The organism is Halobacillus seohaensis (assembly GCF_042663045.1).
Classification (GTDB): Bacteria; Bacillota; Bacilli; order Bacillales; family Halobacillaceae; genus Halobacillus_A; species Halobacillus_A seohaensis.
The window spans coordinates 149,056-165,267 of record NZ_JBHSZV010000014.1 but is presented as its reverse complement, the minus strand read 5'-3'; the positions used below and the strand labels follow the sequence as shown (position 1 = coordinate 165,267).

The following is a 16,212-nucleotide window of genomic DNA, read 5'->3' as shown; positions in this document are numbered from 1 at the left end:
ATTTACTAAAAACAAAAAAGCAATACCTATATAGAGGTGTGCAAACACTATTACATCAACCTCATTATGTATACATATCACTAAGAAGTCAAACAAAAGGTACACCAATAGTATATGTAAAACCAAAGGAATTTCATTCATCTAATTATTACTGATTACCTTCTAAAGAATGAAAAATATAGGAGAAGACAAGGGGCAACAACTGTCCCTTGTCTTCAATATTTATTATTCAGCTTCGCTGTTTTCTGCTAATACATCAATGGCTTTACGAACTTTAAGATCGTCTTTAACCATATCTGTGTTACCACCAAGCATTTGTGTTAGCTGGGCAACATCTGTTTGATACATAGATGCCATATTTTCAAGTTCTGCATTAACATCTTCTTCGTTAGCTTCAACACTTTCTGCTTCAGCAATTGCTTCAAGTGTAAGATTTGTTTTCACGCGCTTGCCTGCGTCTTCTTGCATTTGCTCGCGTAAAGCATTTTCATCTTGACCAGTAAACTGGAAGTACATATCTTTCGTCATACCTTGCATTTGAAGGCGTTGTTCAAATTCACTTACCATGCGGTCAAGTTCTGTATCAACCATAGATTGTGGAATTTCAACTTCAGCATTTTCAGAAGCTTTTTGAACAAGTGTATCACGCTTAGAATTCTCAGCATCTGTTTTCTTCTGTTCTTCTAAACGATCACGAGTTTTCTTCTTAAGTTCATCAATAGATTCAACTTCTTCATCTACATCTTTAGCAAACTCATCATCCAGTTCTGGAAGCTCTTTTGCTTTAATTTCATGAATTTTCACCTGGAAGGTTGCTTTTTTACCAGCAAGGTCTTCAGCATGGTATTCTTCAGGGAAGGTTACTTCAACATCTGCTTCTTCGCCTGTTTTCTTACCAACTAGTTGCTCTTCGAAACCAGGAATGAATGAACCTGATCCGATTTCAAGAGAATAGTTATCCGCTTGGCCACCTTCGAATGCTTCACCATCTACGAAACCTTCAAAGTCCATTACAACAGTATCGCCGTCCTCAATAGCACCTTCTTCTTTAACTACTAGTTCAGCTTGTTTCTCTTGTTGCTCTTTTAATTCGTTCTCTACATCTTCATCAGTAACTTCTGTGCCTTGTTCTTCATAAGTTAGGCCTTTGTATTCGCCTAGTTTCACTTCAGGTTTCACTGTTACTTCAGCGGTAAATACAAGAGGTTCACCTTTTTCGATTTGCTGTACATCTACTTCAGGACGATCTACTGGCTCAATGCCAGATTCTTCAACTGCATCAGAATACGCTTTTGGAAGAACAATATCAATTGCATCCTGGTAAAGTGACTCTACACCGAAACGTTGTTCAAAAAGTTTACGAGGTACTTTTCCTTTACGGAATCCAGGCACTTGAACTTCTTTAGATACTTTTTTAAAAGCCTCATCTAAGGCTTTGTTAAAGTCTTCAGCAGGCACCTCAACGGTAAGTTTCCCTTGATTACCTTCTAATTTTTCCCAATTTGCTGACATAAAAATTCCCTCCAACATCTATAATTTCCTTTTCGTCTGATGACGATCATTATCTGATTCTATGATTCTATCTACACACGAATCTCATTTGCAACCACTACATTATAACATATTAAATTTTGCTTTCAACAATTGTAATAAGTCGAATAGAAACACTACATTTATTAACCACCAACAAGTACAATATAGTGCTGTTCACAAAGTTCAATTTCTTCTTTATACTTTGCAACTTTATCATCATGGTTTACAACTCTTGATGGTATTTGTAAATATTCATGCCCCAACTGCTTCAACGCTTCAACAACAGCATCTATTTCCAACTCAGTTGGATGAAGTGGGTAGCGGACAAAACAATAGTGTTGTAATAAATCCTGGATCAATTCAAACATTGTAGGGTTATTTTGTTCGATCGAACCAAGTCGCATTTGGATTTGTTGAATAATATAATCAGATTGAAATGAGTTTAATTGAGACGGTACAATTTCTAATTCATTCCCAAATTTACGGACTTTCACTATTTCTGAATAACCTTCATCTCTAAACCATTGAACAATTGCAGTCTTAATCATAGGGTGTATTCTTTCATCTAAAAGCCATTTTTCAAATGAAGTAACGTCCCGAGGAAGCGGCTGCTTTTTTAATTGATTTATCGTCATCCATTGTCTATGTAAATCATTATGTTCTACTGCTTGTATAAGATCAGCCGTTAGCTTATCACTTTCTTCCTTATGTACATCTTGCAAAAGTTTCCTGGTTACTTCATACATTTGCCATAACTGAGTACGACTTTGGTGAGGAATATCCTCTGTTTCAAACACTTCATCTAATAAATCAATCAATTCCTGATAGCGATTATCTTGAAAAAGAATCGTAATATAAATATGTAAATATTGATAATAATGATCTTCTTCTACTTTCATTTGTTCCTGACATAATTCCTCAGCTTGTCTGTACTGCCCTACCTCAATCCAACTCATTAGTAAAGCCGTAACAACTTCATTGGTCGCTACACGATGTTGAATTAGTGGAACAAAACTCTCTACAGCATCCTGATATCTTTTCTCTTTCACCGCTTGAAAACCAGTATGCTCTAATGCCGATTTCCATTTTGGGAACAAAACGATATCCCCGTTATGTTTTTCCATAAGACACCCTTCCTATTAATTGTTCATATCATTCATCTAGTCTAACCATATTCCCCCCTTTTAAAACAGGAATTTCGGTAAATGAATAGAAAAATTTGATAGACACCCTTAAATAACGCTGACTATTCGAATCGTATAAACATCTCCCCTTAATAAATATATAGAAGAGGCGTCCATCAAGGCGCCTCTTTTTGTGTGGGTTTATTAAAGAAGGTAATTACTTCATGCAGAAAGACAATTGGATAAATATGTAGGTAATATGTAGATGACACACTATTTATTATAGCATAGCGTCTATAGATTCACACGTACTTCTAATGAAAAGCTTGACACACCTTTTTATTAGTATAGATCCTGATTTCATATTGTTGGATAATATCGTTCATATCTAGGGTTATTGTAAAAGGTGGTCTAGGCCCTGTTTTAGGCAAATTATATTTACAGAGATCTCCTCTTACAGTACTTCTACTTTTTTTTGCAAAAGAGGGTGCAGACGTGGCTATTTCTTATTTAGATGAGCACGAGTACGCAGAGCGAATAAAAGGGATATTGAGGAAATTGGCCAAATTTGCTTATATGTCAGATGATTTAAGGGATAAACAACAATATATTCATACCATAGAAGAAACGATTCAATATTTCGAGAAGCTTGATGTCCTATGTAATCACGTAGGAGAATCCAATTTCAACAACTAAGCTTACCTAATATTTCTGATGAACAGTTCGATAGCATATTCAAAGTCAATATCTACTCCCATTTCTATAATCCGCGAGTTTCCCTCCCTATTACATAAGCTACACTTTCTACTAAGGGAGCAAACGTCGGATACACATTGGGTCCTTGTAACCCTTCATGTCAATGGAGGAGAAACAACTTCTTCGTAGATTAATTAAATAAAGAGAGCCTCTCCCGAACATTCAAGGGGTGAACTTCCCTTTTTATACCTTTGTTACCTTTATTTAAGAATATGTAAGAATTCTAGAGGAAGTAAACAACATAGTCGCTAAGGCAACACTAATAATCGTTAAAAGTGATAGTAAATGTGTTTGTGCTGTAAAAAGATAACCTCCAACAAAAATCACAATCATATCAATGAATAAAATCACAATACCTACATTAATTTTAAATAAGGTCGAGATCATTTGCGCCAGTAAATCCGTCCCTCCTGTACTCGTTTGGTGGCGCAGCATATAGCCTATTCCACTCCCTACTAACCCCCCACCTATTATCGAACTGATTACTGGATCTAGTTGCAAATGAAAAGAATTTATATCTCTAAATAGATCAATAAATAAAGATGATACAAGCAAACCATGTAGACTGTTGTAAAAATAGCTACGGAATTTAAACCAGGCGAGCGTAAATATGGGAGCACTAATACATATTATCGTCAATCCTACTTTCACATCCCATAAATAATTGGCTATCAGACCAAGCCCAATAACGCCTCCATCCAATACTCTGTCAGGGAGCAAAAACAAATTGATACCTACAGAAAGGAGCAAGCTCCCTAAAAATATAGCTAACGCTTTTTTGTAAAGGGTATTCATCCCTCTCCCCCTTATATGGGACAAACTTAGATTAGTATATGTTTTTGCTTACTTAAAAAGAAGTGTAGTGTTGTATCCTGCCTTTCGTTGCGACATTTGACTAGCCCAAGGATTGATTAAACATTAATCGGCAAAATAGGGAATAAAAGAAAAGGGAGACCCTCTATTGAAGTCTCCCCACATATGTTATAAAAGATCGCCACTATTTTCCTGAGCTTCTTGCACTTGTTGACGTGTATCATGGAGCTGTTCAAATGCTTGTTGAAATTGCGTGTTCTCAGTTGCATCAGTGCCTTCTTGATTCTGTAGACTTTGCAATTCACTCTCTACCTGTTGTAACTTCTGTAATGCTTGTTGTAGTAATTGGGTATCTGAACCTTGTGCCTGGAGAACAGTCTGTTGAGCCTCTTGTATTTGATGACTTGCCTGTTGTAACTGCTGATGTAGGTTCTGTTGTGCCATTAGGTACCCCTCCATTTAAATTTTGATCGGTGAATATCTGTATATTATTCCTTAAGAATCGTTGTTTTATGTAAGAATACCATCATATTCATAGGGCTGTGTTTAATGTTGTTGTTGATTAATATCCGAGTGGAGAGGCCGATAATAATCAAACCAGTATCTGTAATAAATATTATGAATAGAATCATGATTCCGTCGTTAGAAACAAAGAAAGGGGCTCAAGGAGACTCGCCCGTTCCCGTCGCGGAAAGAAACATTTCCCTGCCCACTTAACTTCTGATTTTTCGACGGGACCCCGTTTAACCATTGATTAAAAAGTGCTGAACTTCTAGGTAAATCAAGAGGTTCAGCACTTTTATAGTTAGTAACTTAATAGTAAATAGAATCTCGTCCACAGCCCTGTATTAAATCAACACTTTCTAGTCTGATTTAATACTATTCTTGTAAGCCGGTTACAGAAACACTTTGTTTTTTATTTGGTTCATTAAGTGAATGGATTGTTGCTGTTCCATTTTGTTGATCTACATGTTCAATATAGATACCCTCTCCATTATAAGATACGTTGGCCATCATTTGCGAAGAAGCAATCTCCTGTGCTCTTTGTGCGTTCATTTTAGCCACCTCCTTTGGAATTACAACAATTATAATATTTGATTCAAATGACTTAGATATACTCGTTCTACTATAAAAAGCTTCCAAGTTCATTTTCACCTTTATAATCTGCAATCAATTTTAAAATTGATTCCCATATCACAATGGAAGAAGTATTATTTAGCATACTCCACCCCTTCAGTTCACTCATTGTTGTCTTCCACAGTTTCTGTCTCGTCTTCTTCATCTAATTCGACATCGTCAAGGTCAAGCCACGACAACATTTCACTCACTACCGTATTAATCTTTCCATCTACTACGTGATCTCCGAATTTTATCTTTGCTTTTTCAATGTTTTCACGGACATCTTCTCCAAAACGAATCAGTGGTATTTCATCCTCAAGATCATTAAAAAGCTCAATCATAACATTATTGCCTTCTTGAATATTGTCTATGGCAGCACTGTATTTATTGTGGTCCTGTTCGTTTGCTTTCATATTGATCACCCTTCCTATCTTACCCTGTTCCGCGAAAAATATAGACACTTTAACGTTTAACTAACGGGTTCGGTTCTCGAGTACAAAATATAAGATAGCACCAAATAGCAGTCCAATGAACAGGAAAAATTGACTGCTAATTTTTATTGATATAAAGGGATTTGGAATTCACTTCCTTTTAGTAAGATGACACAACTTATTGTCATCAATTGAATTCTTGTGTTAAAACGAGTGATAATATCATCTTTAAAGTTCAGGTTTTACGAACGATTCCGAGATCATGGGGGTCGTTACCATATAGTAGTTCTATTCTGTAAAAACCTTCTAATTATGGAGGACTCAGCTAGCGATTAGTGAGACTTCCCACGCTTCTGTACGATAAGTTGATTCTTTATTAGTTAGAGTCCCAGACAGGATTCAAACCTGCGACCCACAGCTTAGAAGGCTGTTGGAGTAGGTATGGTAGATACTATATTCATTAGATTAAACCCTATGGATTCAACCTTCTTAAGGATTAAATATGTTCTCATCCAATAAAAATGGGGCACTAATAATAAAATCCTGCCCCATTCCTTTTTTCTGCAATTGTCGAGTTTCCCCATTAAAATTTAAAATCAGACGCTACTCTAATTTGTACTCCACCAAGATGTGGTACTCCTTCAACCAAGCAATAATCCAGTCACGATAAGGATCTAACTTTCTAGATTTTCGCTGGTTCCAAAAGCTTTGTAGCCCCTTCAAATATCATCTGGTAAAATGCTTCGGGATATACATAATCATCCACCTTCCAAAAAAAGTTATTGGAGACTTTTGGTCATTATTAAATCCATTTGTTCTTCATCACCCATTAAAAAAGAGTGATTTCCAGTTTGAACAAATCCCAATTTCTTATAAAAAGCAATAGCATTTTCATTTTTTTCCCATACGCCTAGCCAAATCTTCTTTTTATTCAGTTCCATAGCAATATCCATAGCTTTATTTAGCAGATATTTACCAAGTCCATTCTTTTGAAATTTGTTTATTACATAAATCCTCTCGATTTCAAGAGAGTCATCACCCATTTCTTCAGACTGAGCACCATCGGTATTAACCTTTAAATATCCAGCGACTTCATGATTAAAATAAACAAAATAGAACTGCGATGAAATGTTGGATAATTCTTTTTCAACTTGATTTAAATTAAATGATTCTTCCAGATAGGCATTCATATTTTCTGATGAATTCTCAGCCTCAAATGTTTCCTTGAATGTTTCATAACTAATTTCTTGAAGCTTGTGTAAATCTTCCAAAGTACACATCTTTATATTTATAGTCATTTTTATATGTCGTTCCTCTCTATAATCAATAACTCCTCTTTTTTCCTTTTTTAACAAATTCCCAGTCTTTTTCTATATTTTTTCTGACTCTTTGAAGAAGATTAAAAGTAGTTTCCACTTCTCTTTCGGAAAATCCTTCTAATGCAACGATATTGGAATAATCATTCTCTCTTTTTATGAAAGGATAAACATTATTCCCTTTCTCTGTTGGAAAAAGTTTTTTAATTTTTTTGTTATGTTCATCTACTTTCTTCTCAATAAAGCCATTCATTTCAAGTTTTTTTATAGACCGAGCTGCTGTTGTTCGATCTACTTTTATCATCTCAGCTACCTTTTCTTGAATGATTCCTGGGTTTTCACAAATTCGCACAAGGTACAAATACTGCCCTCTCGTGAGGTCATATTCTTTGAATTCTATATTACTTATTGAATCTAAAGCCCTTGCTATCATTCCAATTTCACGAAGTATTTCCTTCATAATGAGCTCCTTAGTTTATATTATCGTTGCAAATGCAACAATAAATAGTATATATTTAATTTAATCTAATTTTATTGTATTTGCAACAAAAAATATCGATAGAGAGATCGAGAAGAGTGAAAATTATCTTATGTATTAGGAATTTTACTATTAACCTTAGGTATTACTTTCACTATACAATCAGACCTTTAGATTTCACCTTTTGATACACTTTTGGTAGGTCTAGCTATAATATAGGGTTTACAGTCTAGAAACGAACCGAATTTATCTCTCTGGTCTCTTTGTTATTTATTCATATTTAATCGCCCTTTTGTTTAGTAAGAACTATTTATATGTTCAACTTAAAAATCTTGTCCAACAATAACTTTCCAGTCGCTTTCTTGTTTTTAAATGGGAAATGTAAGTTCATTTTAGTTCCCACCTAAAACCCAACAGTAGCCTCATTTTGGAAGGTGTTTTATTCAGTCTCAAATTATTAGGTTTTAGGGATTCTTTAATTTCAATCAATAAAACGACTGTTTTTTGCAATAATAAAAGGGAAGGGAGTGAAAATCATGGCTCAAGGAAACAAAAAGCTCTCAAATAAAAACGCACAGCAACATGCAAGGAAAGAAGAGAAACAACCAAGAAAACGCCAGCCATAAAGAATTGATCAAGAACCAATGTTAAAAATGGATGGGAAGTTCCTCAGGCTGTCGAGAAAGTCTCGACAGCCTGCAAGTTTTTTATTCACTTTATAATATCGGATGTGTTATGTCACCCTTTAAAAAGGTGATTTCATGAAACCTTTTGACCATTGGATTCAGCCAATAAACTTCCTATTCCTGTTCGCTTACTTCGTGCTATTGAAATGGATTAAGATCCCCTTCTGATTCGCACCCATGATTCAAATACGCACTTGATTATTCGCCACCGTTTTGCAATAAGAATCAACCCAAAATACTTTAACCCATACTCGAAATTGGAGTTATTAGTAGAATATTTCACCTAACTCTTCATCGTATAATCAATGCTGACAAATCACCTTTAAATACTTTTCTTCTTTATCATTGTAAGTAGATAATAATCCAGTAATGGTTCCAGCTTCTTGTTTATCTCTTTCTTATCAAGAACTTCAGCAATGGTATGTAACTCATCACCAGGATATTCTGGTTTTATAAATTTAATATTATTCATTCCTGTTCCGGCGGTGACATCATCACCATAGATATCTAATTCAACCCAAAGTTTAAATGAAATGCCTATCGTTGTATTCCAGAAACAATGATTCCATTAAATCTCCCCTGCTTTGCTTTCTCCTCATCCAAATGCATATTTTGAGGGTCAAATTCTCCCGCTCATAATATCCTCTTTTGTTATTTTGAAAGACTTAGTTTCAAACACCAGTGCAATTGTAAATTCATCAAGTTGAAATAATAGTCAATTCATAATTTTTGTGAATAATTTTTCCCATAATCATTAGGTAGGTTAAAAAGTTATCTCCGTCTTTTTCCCTGCTCCACACCAAACGTATTAATTTCCCAGCATCCGGCTCCATCTAATTTAGAGGAGAGTACTCCTTATTTTTAATTATTTATAGACTACTCTTTCTATAGTTACTGTCCTATACTAGTATATACAAATCTAAAAATATAAGAGGTGATCAGTTTGAATAACAAAAAAGATGCCTTAGATAATGGTCCTTTCTTTCATGGTACTAAAGCAGAACTAAAAATTGGAGATCTATTAGAACCACAACATTTATCAAATTATCAAGACAAAAAATCTAACTATATATATTTCACTGCAACATTAGATGCTGCTAAATGGGGTGCTGAATTAGCAACTTCTAAATCAAAAGAAAGAATTTACATTGTAGAACCATTAGGTGAATTTGAAAATGATCCGAACTTAACTGACAAAAAATTCCCTGGAAACCCATCACGTTCTTATAGGTCTAAATCGCCTTTGAAAATAATAGCTGAATTAAGTTCATGGGAAAGACATTCCCATGAAGAAATAAATCATATGCTTACATTTTTAAAAAAGTTACGTGAACAAGGAAAAGCTGTAATATACGATTAATCTTTAACATCTAAAAATCATGACTTAAAAGAACCAAAAATCAATTTGCTTTTACAATTGGTTTTCGTTTCGGCGCAGGAACTCACCAAAATAGGCAAAAGTTAACCTTGAGCGTTACCCACACCCGCCCATTTTTTCAAAATCTGTACAAATAAAAGAGGCAATGAGGTTAACCCTTTTGTTCCGGATTTGCCACTTATATCTCACAATTTAATCGTGAAGTTACAAATCTCACACAACATAGCTCTTAGCGTACGATTTCCGCGTTGTGCTGTCTGGACCCCAAAGTAGAAAAAGAATAATATAGAATCAATAAGAAGGCGTGTATATAGCGTCTTCTTTTTTAAAATTCCTAAATTTACCCCCAACCCTTCACTATTATCTCGAAACTGATCTACCATATATTTCTTACCAATATTCATTTGCAGGAACATTTGTTGGCCAGAGTTTCAAAGGGACGAACCATCAGAGGGTTTGTTATGGAAGTGCTTTTTGTACCTACAAGCTTCTGTATCGTTTGGTTTGCTGTATTTGGAGGGGTAGCCTGCACTAGGAACTCTAAGGAATTAACACTGGTTTAACTGAACTGGCGAGGAGGAAGCTATGTTTTGAATGTTTTCTTCGCTTCCGTTCGGCACCGTGATTTTTAGTTCCGGGTAATGGAGAATCAAACTCCTTTTAAATAAAAGGTAAAAACGTTTTAAGAGGGGCTGTATAACAGATTTAAAATAGAAAAGGCTGACTTTCATAACAGAAAATCAGCTTTTTCTACTTATATTTAGGAATCAACATCATATCCTTGTTCTTCAATAGCTTCTTTCATGGCACCCACATGTACTTTGGATTCATCAAAAGTAACATCCACATTACCATCTTCTAAATTCACTTTAGCTGCTGACACGCCATCGATCTTGTTCAATGCCCCTTCAACTGACATTTTGCAATGGCCGCATGTCATGCCTTCTACATTCAAAGTTTTCTCCATGGCCTTTTCACCTCCTTAAAATAGTTCATTTTATAATTTCGCTCGTTTTAAGCGAAGTGAGTTAGAAACAACACTTACCGAACTTAATGCCATTGCTGCACCAGCAACCCATGGTGCAAGTAATCCCACTGCCGCAACCGGTATTCCTGCTGTATTGTAACCGAAAGCCCAGAAGAGGTTTTGGCGAATATTTTTAATAGTAGCATGGCTGATTTTGATTGCTTTTGGAATAAGCAATAACTCACCACCAAGAATCGTAACATCAGCAGCTTCAATTGCTACTTCGGTTCCGGTACCAATGGCAATTCCAATATCGGCGATTGCTAATGCTGGAGCATCATTCACACCATCTCCCACCATTGCAACTTTTTTACCTTTATCCTGAATTTCTTTAACTTTACCTGCTTTTTCTTCAGGTAAAACTTGAGCGATTACTTGGTCGATGCCCACCTGTTTTGCAATGGCTTGTGCAGTTCGCTCGTTATCACCTGTTAACATGATAACTTCTAAACCTTCTTCTTTTAACTCTCTTATTGCTTGTGGTGCTGTTTCTTTAATCGTATCTGCAACGGCAACAATTCCACGATACTGTCCCTCAATCGCAATTAACATCGCTGTTTTTCCTTCAATCTCGTAATCGATCAATTCTTGTTCTGCCCCACCAATATCGACTTGGTGATTTTGCAAGAGTTTACGGTTACCAACAAGAATATGACTGCTAGAAACTTTCACTTCGATACCATTTCCGGGTATAGCAACGAAATCGTCTACTTCGACTAAATCAATATTTTTTTCGGTTGCATAGCCAACAATAGCTTCTGCAAGCGGATGCTCAGAACCTTTCTCCGCACTCGCAAGTAACTGTAATGTTTCCTCATCACCAGTGAAGTTTGTGACTTCGGGTTTTCCTTTTGTGATAGTGCCCGTTTTATCTAACACAATTGCATTTAATTCATGTGTGCGCTCGAGATGCTCTCCACCCTTAAATAAGATTCCATTCTCTGCAGCCTTTCCTGTTCCAACCATAATGGAAGTTGGTGTTGCAAGTCCTAAAGCACAAGGACATGCGATAACCAGGACAGCAATTGCTGCAACTAAAGCAGGTTCAAATTGACCAGGTTGGATAAAGACGATCCATATAGTAAAGGTTAGAATTGCAATGACTACAACAATTGGTACAAAGTAGCCAGATATGACATCTGCTAGTCGTTGGATTGGTGCCTTTGAACCTTGGGCATCCTCCACTACTTTTACAATCGAGGCAAGGGCAGTATCTTTTCCTACTTTTGTCGCTTCCACTTCAATCGAGCCATTTTTATTAATCGTTGATCCGATGACAGTTGCGTCTACTTCCTTTTCAATTGGAATGGATTCACCAGTAATCATCGATTCATCGACAGATGTTCTTCCTTTTACCACCATACCATCGACGGGTATTTTTTCACCTGGTTTTACAACTAAGCGATCACCAACTGCAACTTCTTCAACTGGGATCATGATTTCCTCGCCATTTTTTATGACGCGTGCTTCTTTAGCCTGTAAATTGAGTAAGGAAGACAAAGCATTCGTTGTTTGACTTTTTGCTCTTGCTTCCAAGTACTTACCAAATAAAATCAAGGTGATTAAAACTGCACTCGTTTCAAAGTATAAATGTGGCATATATTCTGGATTGCCAATGGACTTAAATGTTTCGTATAAACTATAGAAATAGGCGGCACTTGTACCTAATGCTACAAGTACATCCATGTTCGCTCCACCATTACGGAGGTTCTTATATGCACCAACATAAAATTGCCAACCGATAATAAATTGAACGGGTGTTGCTAAAGTAAATTGGAACCAGGGATTTATAAATATATCCGGTATCGTCATATTAAATAAATGAACAAACATAGTTACTAAAAGCGGTGCAGCTAACACGGCAGAAATAGTTAATTTTGTCTTCATATTCTTAATTTCTTTTTCTTTATGCGTGTGCTTTTCTGCTGCTTTAGCTTTTGGCTTTGCATCATAACCGAGATTTTTAATTTTCTCAATTATTGCTTTAGTGTTCACCAATCCAGGATTATATTCTATAGATGCGGATTCAGTGGTTAAGTTTACAGACGCAAACTTAACCCCCTCCTGCTTATTCAATACTTTTTCAATCCGGGTCGAGCAAGCAGCACAAGTCATTCCCAAAACATCTAATTCCTTTTTTTCCATTAAAACACCGTATCCAGTATTTTCTATTTTTTTCGTAATATCCTCAATGGAAGCCTTCTCTGAATCGTAGTCTACGGTTGCCTTTTCTGTTGTTAAATTGACTTGAGCGTCGACTCCATCCATTTTATTTAACACTTTTTCAACACGAGTGGAACAAGCAGCACAGGTCATTCCTGTTATACCAAGTGTTGCATGATTTGTTTCTCCCATAATGTTCCCTCCTTACTTGGAAAACTGCTTCATAACATTCATTAATTCCTCAATGGTTTCTTTACCATCCCCTTGCCTGATAGCATCACTAACACAATGATTGAGATGGCGTTCAGTGACAGAGAAACCTACATTTTTTAAAGCGGATTGTGTTGCGCTAAGTTGTACTAAAATATCCATACAATACCGATCATCTTCCACCATTTTCTGTATTCCGCGAACTTGACCCTCTATGCGTTTCAAACGGTTAATGACTTTTTGCTTTTCATCTTGTGTTCTTGGTTTACTTGGGTGATCATGTAAGAATTCATCCATATTAATCACTTCCTTTTTCTTTATATTTTACTATACCCACGCAGGGTATTATAGTCAACCGAAAACTACAGGGTACTATTCGATTCTATTTGAGAGGACTTGAGCAAAACTATATTATGTTCAATGATTTAAGAACAAATATTCGTTATTTGTTTCACGAAAATTTCTCAACTCATCCCCTTTCTCCAGTTCTGAAAAATAATAAATAAAAAACCGCTCATAATTAACGTTATGAGCGGGAGTGAAAATTTACTGTTCTTTTACAAAAATATGTTCAAGAGATTCTATTAAATTTTCCCGGTAAAGGTATTCGTCTCGATTCTCCTCGTACTGACTTTGTAAAAAAAGATTTTCTTAACTTGCCACAAACTTTAAAGTGACTCCCTCGCATTGGATACTTTTTAAGTCATACAAGTATAGGTGATTTATTTATATAATTATCCCGTTACATCAAAATGAATTCTACAAAAAATTTAATGGGTAGGACAATACATAAAAAATCCAACACCAGTTCAGTCCCAAAATGGGTTATGGGACTGAAACAACCTTATATATGGTTTAGATAAAAGAAACGCTGAATCCCTTGATATACAAGAGATTCAGCGTTTTGTTAGTTAGTGTCCCAGGCAGGATTCGAACCTGCGACCCACAGCTTAGAAGGCTGTTGCTCTATCCTGCTGAGCTACTGGGACAAATAATATGTAAAGTATAATAATGGAGCGGGTGAAGGGAATCGAACCCTCATCATCAGCTTGGAAGGCTGAGGTTTTACCACTAAACTACACCCGCACTGTAAACATTTATTCATTATGATTTTTTATTGCCATGTTTTTTTCGGACAAGGATTATTATATAAAGATATTGGCATTTTGTCAATATCTTTTGTAGCAAAGAATTAAATTAATTCTTTGCTACAAGTGAGACTTCCATCTTCAATTCAGGAAGTGGTTTACCGTTGACATGATAAAATTGCAACTGTACGTTTCCAAGTGTTTCCCATTCGATAATCGCATAGGTCGGTTCATCCCGGTCTCTAGGTTGTCGGGCACTTCCCGGGTTCATGAACAGCTTATCCTTCATTTTTTCCGCTCCAGCCATGTGAGAGTGACCAAAGCAGGCGATTTGCGCTCCTACTTCGTCTGCCCGATAGGATAACGGCATAAGTGTTGATTTCACTTGATGAAGGTGACCGTGAACGACGAGAAAAGTAAGATCACCTACAGTGACTACCTGCTCATTTTCCATTTCGGCTTCAAAATCGCAGTTTCCTTTAGCATAGTGAAATCCCTGAAGTTCTTCCGAATGGTAGCTTAGTTCAGAGTCTCCACAATGAATCATGGCATCGACTTCATCTTGGTGTCGTTGTTTAATTTCAATAACTTTCTCTGTTAGTCCATGTGTGTCACTTATAATTAACACCTTTGACATGAGATCACCTCGTTATGAAAAATCTTGTATCCATTGTTCTATCTTTAGAATAGCATGATTACGATGACTGATCGAATTTTTCTCAACAGAAGTATGTTCAGCCATTGTACGATCTGAATGTTGCGGGATGAAAATTGGATCGTAACCAAACCCTTCTTCTCCACTTGGTTGTTCTGATATTGTTCCTTCGCATGTTCCTCTTTTCACAAAAGTAGCGTGACCTGGACGGGCTACAGCAATCGCACAAACGAAACGTGCTGTACGTTTTCCAGTAGAGACCTCTTTTAGTTCACGAAGAACTTTCTCAAGGTTTTTCTGATCATTCTTTTCTTCCCCCGCATATCGTGCTGAATAAATTCCAGGAGCCCCTTGTAATGCATCGATTTCTAAACCCGAATCATCAGCAACTACAGGAACTTGAAACTTCTTTGACACCGCTTCTGCCTTTATTGTTGCGTTATCTTCAAATGTTTCTCCATCTTCAACGATATTTTCTACGGGCTCATCAAAATCTAAAAGCGACTTAACCTGAATTCCATATTTAGAAAGCATCTCACGAAATTCTTCTACTTTTCCTGCATTTTTAGTGGCGACTACTAATTGCTTCATGAATTTACTCTCCTGCAACACTTGAGGATTGTTTACTTTCGATAACTGCTGCCCATTTGCCAATTGCCTCTTTTTGTAAGGTGGTCAATTCATCTACTCCTTGTTGAGCAAGGGAAAGCATCGTTTGAAGCTGATTCATGGAAAACGTTGCTTCTTCACCAGTACCTTGCAATTCTACAAATTCACCTTGTCCTGTCATAACCACGTTCATATCTACATGTGCTTTACTATCTTCTTCATAGCATAAATCAAGAATTTCTTTTCCATTATCTAACACACCGACTGAGATGGCTGTTAAAAAATCATTAACAGGAAGCTGTTTAATTTTACCTTTTTCAACTAGTTTCCCAAAAGCAATAACAACTGCCACAAAAGCTCCTGTAATTGAAGCTGTTCTCGTTCCTCCATCAGCCTGGATCACGTCACAATCAACCCATAGTGTTCGTTCTCCAATTTTATCTAAATCAACAACTGCTCGTAGCGCGCGACCGATTAGCCTCTGTATTTCCATGGTTCTTCCAGAAACTTTCCCTTTAGATGACTCTCTAATATTTCGCTGTTCGGTTGCTCGAGGAAGCATAGCATATTCTGCTGTAATCCAGCCTTTCCCTTGCCCTCGTAAAAATGGAGGAACACGATCCTCGACACTTGCATTGCAAATTACTTTTGTATCTCCAAAGCTTATTAAAACAGATCCCTCTGGATGTTTTACATAGTCTGTCTCAATGGTAATATTTCTTAATTCATTGACCTCACGTTGATCACTTCTCATCGTTAAAGTCCTCCTTTTCATACAACCTATATCCTTGCTTATCTTAACATAAGTATCTCTTCGTTTACAGAA

The 16,212-nt window shown here is 36.3% G+C and carries 15 protein-coding genes, 2 tRNA genes and 3 pseudogenes; 3 read left to right on the top strand and 17 right to left on the bottom strand.

Annotation, left to right across the window (positions count from 1 at the left end; genetic code table 11):
- Window positions 1-225 precede the first annotated feature (225 nt).
- Both tig and ACFQIC_RS07100 read right to left on the bottom strand, forming a co-directional pair.
- Window positions 226-1,512: a trigger factor gene (tig, locus tag ACFQIC_RS07105; protein ID WP_204707237.1), complete on the bottom strand. Its 1,287-nt coding sequence runs from the start codon at window positions 1,510-1,512 to the stop codon at window positions 226-228.
- Window positions 1,513-1,676: 164 nt separating this feature from the next.
- Window positions 1,677-2,657 carry a hypothetical protein gene (locus ACFQIC_RS07100; RefSeq protein ID WP_204707239.1) on the bottom strand — a complete coding sequence of 327 codons (981 nt, stop codon included), beginning with the start codon at window positions 2,655-2,657 and terminating at the stop codon, window positions 1,677-1,679.
- 474 nt (window positions 2,658-3,131) lie between these two features.
- On the opposite strand from ACFQIC_RS07100, the pseudogene ACFQIC_RS07095 reads away from it, so the two are divergent.
- Window positions 3,132-3,442 (top strand): annotated as a pseudogene (locus ACFQIC_RS07095) (SDR family oxidoreductase); the annotation flags it as partial.
- Between the two features lie 175 nt (window positions 3,443-3,617).
- Here ACFQIC_RS07095 and ACFQIC_RS07090 read toward each other — a convergent pair.
- The 7 genes and pseudogenes from ACFQIC_RS07090 to ACFQIC_RS07060 form a co-directional block, all read right to left on the bottom strand.
- Window positions 3,618-4,208, bottom strand: coding sequence for a YitT family protein (locus ACFQIC_RS07090; RefSeq protein WP_204707241.1), 591 nt, complete (start codon window positions 4,206-4,208; stop codon window positions 3,618-3,620).
- Between the two features lie 186 nt (window positions 4,209-4,394).
- Window positions 4,395-4,670 carry a hypothetical protein gene (locus ACFQIC_RS07085; RefSeq protein WP_204707243.1) on the bottom strand — a complete coding sequence of 92 codons (276 nt, stop codon included), beginning with the start codon at window positions 4,668-4,670 and terminating at the stop codon, window positions 4,395-4,397.
- A gap of 435 nt (window positions 4,671-5,105) precedes the next feature.
- Window positions 5,106-5,282 carry a small acid-soluble spore protein H gene (locus ACFQIC_RS07080; RefSeq protein ID WP_204707245.1) on the bottom strand — a complete coding sequence of 59 codons (177 nt, stop codon included), beginning with the start codon at window positions 5,280-5,282 and terminating at the stop codon, window positions 5,106-5,108.
- 182 nt (window positions 5,283-5,464) lie between these two features.
- Window positions 5,465-5,758: a hypothetical protein gene (locus tag ACFQIC_RS07075; protein WP_204707247.1), complete on the bottom strand. Its 294-nt coding sequence runs from the start codon at window positions 5,756-5,758 to the stop codon at window positions 5,465-5,467.
- Between the two features lie 797 nt (window positions 5,759-6,555).
- Window positions 6,556-7,074 carry a spermidine/spermine N(1)-acetyltransferase gene (gene paiA, locus ACFQIC_RS07070; RefSeq protein WP_204707603.1) on the bottom strand — a complete coding sequence of 173 codons (519 nt, stop codon included), beginning with the start codon at window positions 7,072-7,074 and terminating at the stop codon, window positions 6,556-6,558.
- Window positions 7,075-7,099: 25 nt separating this feature from the next.
- Complete coding sequence (locus tag ACFQIC_RS07065; protein ID WP_204707249.1) at window positions 7,100-7,552, bottom strand: MarR family winged helix-turn-helix transcriptional regulator; 453 nt, start codon at window positions 7,550-7,552, stop codon at window positions 7,100-7,102.
- 995 nt (window positions 7,553-8,547) lie between these two features.
- Window positions 8,548-8,944, bottom strand: a pseudogene (locus ACFQIC_RS07060) (MaoC/PaaZ C-terminal domain-containing protein).
- A 255-nt stretch (window positions 8,945-9,199) separates the two neighbouring features.
- Here ACFQIC_RS07060 and arr point away from each other — a divergent pair.
- Both arr and ACFQIC_RS07050 read left to right on the top strand, forming a co-directional pair.
- Entirely contained in the window at window positions 9,200-9,616 is a 417-nt protein-coding gene (arr, locus tag ACFQIC_RS07055) for an NAD(+)--rifampin ADP-ribosyltransferase (RefSeq protein ID WP_204707251.1), read from the top strand.
- 421 nt (window positions 9,617-10,037) lie between these two features.
- Window positions 10,038-10,161: pseudogene (locus ACFQIC_RS07050) on the top strand (BCCT family transporter); the annotation flags it as partial.
- Window positions 10,162-10,394: 233 nt separating this feature from the next.
- On the opposite strand, the gene copZ reads toward ACFQIC_RS07050, so the two are convergent.
- The 8 genes from copZ to rph form a co-directional block, all read right to left on the bottom strand.
- Entirely contained in the window at window positions 10,395-10,601 is a 207-nt protein-coding gene (gene copZ / locus ACFQIC_RS07045; RefSeq protein ID WP_204707253.1) for a copper chaperone CopZ, read from the bottom strand.
- Window positions 10,602-10,631: 30 nt separating this feature from the next.
- Entirely contained in the window at window positions 10,632-13,016 is a 2,385-nt protein-coding gene (locus tag ACFQIC_RS07040) for a heavy metal translocating P-type ATPase (protein ID WP_204707256.1), read from the bottom strand.
- A gap of 12 nt (window positions 13,017-13,028) precedes the next feature.
- Window positions 13,029-13,331 carry a metal-sensing transcriptional repressor gene (locus ACFQIC_RS07035; RefSeq protein WP_204707258.1) on the bottom strand — a complete coding sequence of 101 codons (303 nt, stop codon included), beginning with the start codon at window positions 13,329-13,331 and terminating at the stop codon, window positions 13,029-13,031.
- Between the two features lie 618 nt (window positions 13,332-13,949).
- Window positions 13,950-14,023, bottom strand: a tRNA-Arg gene (locus tag ACFQIC_RS07030).
- A 23-nt stretch (window positions 14,024-14,046) separates the two neighbouring features.
- A tRNA-Gly gene (locus ACFQIC_RS07025) sits at window positions 14,047-14,120 on the bottom strand.
- 111 nt (window positions 14,121-14,231) lie between these two features.
- Window positions 14,232-14,759, bottom strand: coding sequence for a metallophosphoesterase (locus ACFQIC_RS07020; RefSeq protein WP_204707260.1), 528 nt, complete (start codon window positions 14,757-14,759; stop codon window positions 14,232-14,234).
- A 12-nt stretch (window positions 14,760-14,771) separates the two neighbouring features.
- Complete coding sequence (locus ACFQIC_RS07015; protein WP_204707262.1) at window positions 14,772-15,368, bottom strand: XTP/dITP diphosphatase; 597 nt, start codon at window positions 15,366-15,368, stop codon at window positions 14,772-14,774.
- Between the two features lie 4 nt (window positions 15,369-15,372).
- The gene (rph, locus tag ACFQIC_RS07010; RefSeq protein WP_204707264.1) at window positions 15,373-16,140 is read right to left on the bottom strand and encodes a ribonuclease PH; all 768 of its coding nucleotides are present in this window, start codon (window positions 16,138-16,140) and stop codon (window positions 15,373-15,375) included.
- Between the last annotated feature and the right edge of the window lie 72 nt (window positions 16,141-16,212).

Bases quoted from the DNA above. Each gene is read 5' to 3' on its own strand.
- ACFQIC_RS07085 (WP_204707243.1), bottom strand. From the start codon at position 4,670: ATGGCACAACAGAACCTACATCAGCAGTTACAACAGGCAAGTCATCAA.
- ACFQIC_RS07090 (WP_204707241.1), bottom strand. From the start codon at position 4,208: ATGAATACCCTTTACAAAAAAGCGTTAGCTATATTTTTAGGGAGCTTG.
- ACFQIC_RS07035 (WP_204707258.1), bottom strand. From the start codon at position 13,331: ATGGATGAATTCTTACATGATCACCCAAGTAAACCAAGAACACAAGAT.
- ACFQIC_RS07015 (WP_204707262.1), bottom strand. From the start codon at position 15,368: ATGAAGCAATTAGTAGTCGCCACTAAAAATGCAGGAAAAGTAGAAGAA.
- ACFQIC_RS07065 (WP_204707249.1), bottom strand. From the start codon at position 7,552: ATGAAGGAAATACTTCGTGAAATTGGAATGATAGCAAGGGCTTTAGAT.
- ACFQIC_RS07040 (WP_204707256.1), bottom strand. From the start codon at position 13,016: ATGGGAGAAACAAATCATGCAACACTTGGTATAACAGGAATGACCTGT.
- ACFQIC_RS07100 (WP_204707239.1), bottom strand. From the start codon at position 2,657: ATGGAAAAACATAACGGGGATATCGTTTTGTTCCCAAAATGGAAATCG.
- rph (WP_204707264.1), bottom strand. From the start codon at position 16,140: ATGAGAAGTGATCAACGTGAGGTCAATGAATTAAGAAATATTACCATT.
- tig (WP_204707237.1), bottom strand. From the start codon at position 1,512: ATGTCAGCAAATTGGGAAAAATTAGAAGGTAATCAAGGGAAACTTACC.
- paiA (WP_204707603.1), bottom strand. From the start codon at position 7,074: ATGACTATAAATATAAAGATGTGTACTTTGGAAGATTTACACAAGCTT.
- ACFQIC_RS07020 (WP_204707260.1), bottom strand. From the start codon at position 14,759: ATGTCAAAGGTGTTAATTATAAGTGACACACATGGACTAACAGAGAAA.
- ACFQIC_RS07075 (WP_204707247.1), bottom strand. From the start codon at position 5,758: ATGAAAGCAAACGAACAGGACCACAATAAATACAGTGCTGCCATAGAC.
- copZ (WP_204707253.1), bottom strand. From the start codon at position 10,601: ATGGAGAAAACTTTGAATGTAGAAGGCATGACATGCGGCCATTGCAAA.
- ACFQIC_RS07080 (WP_204707245.1), bottom strand. From the start codon at position 5,282: ATGAACGCACAAAGAGCACAGGAGATTGCTTCTTCGCAAATGATGGCC.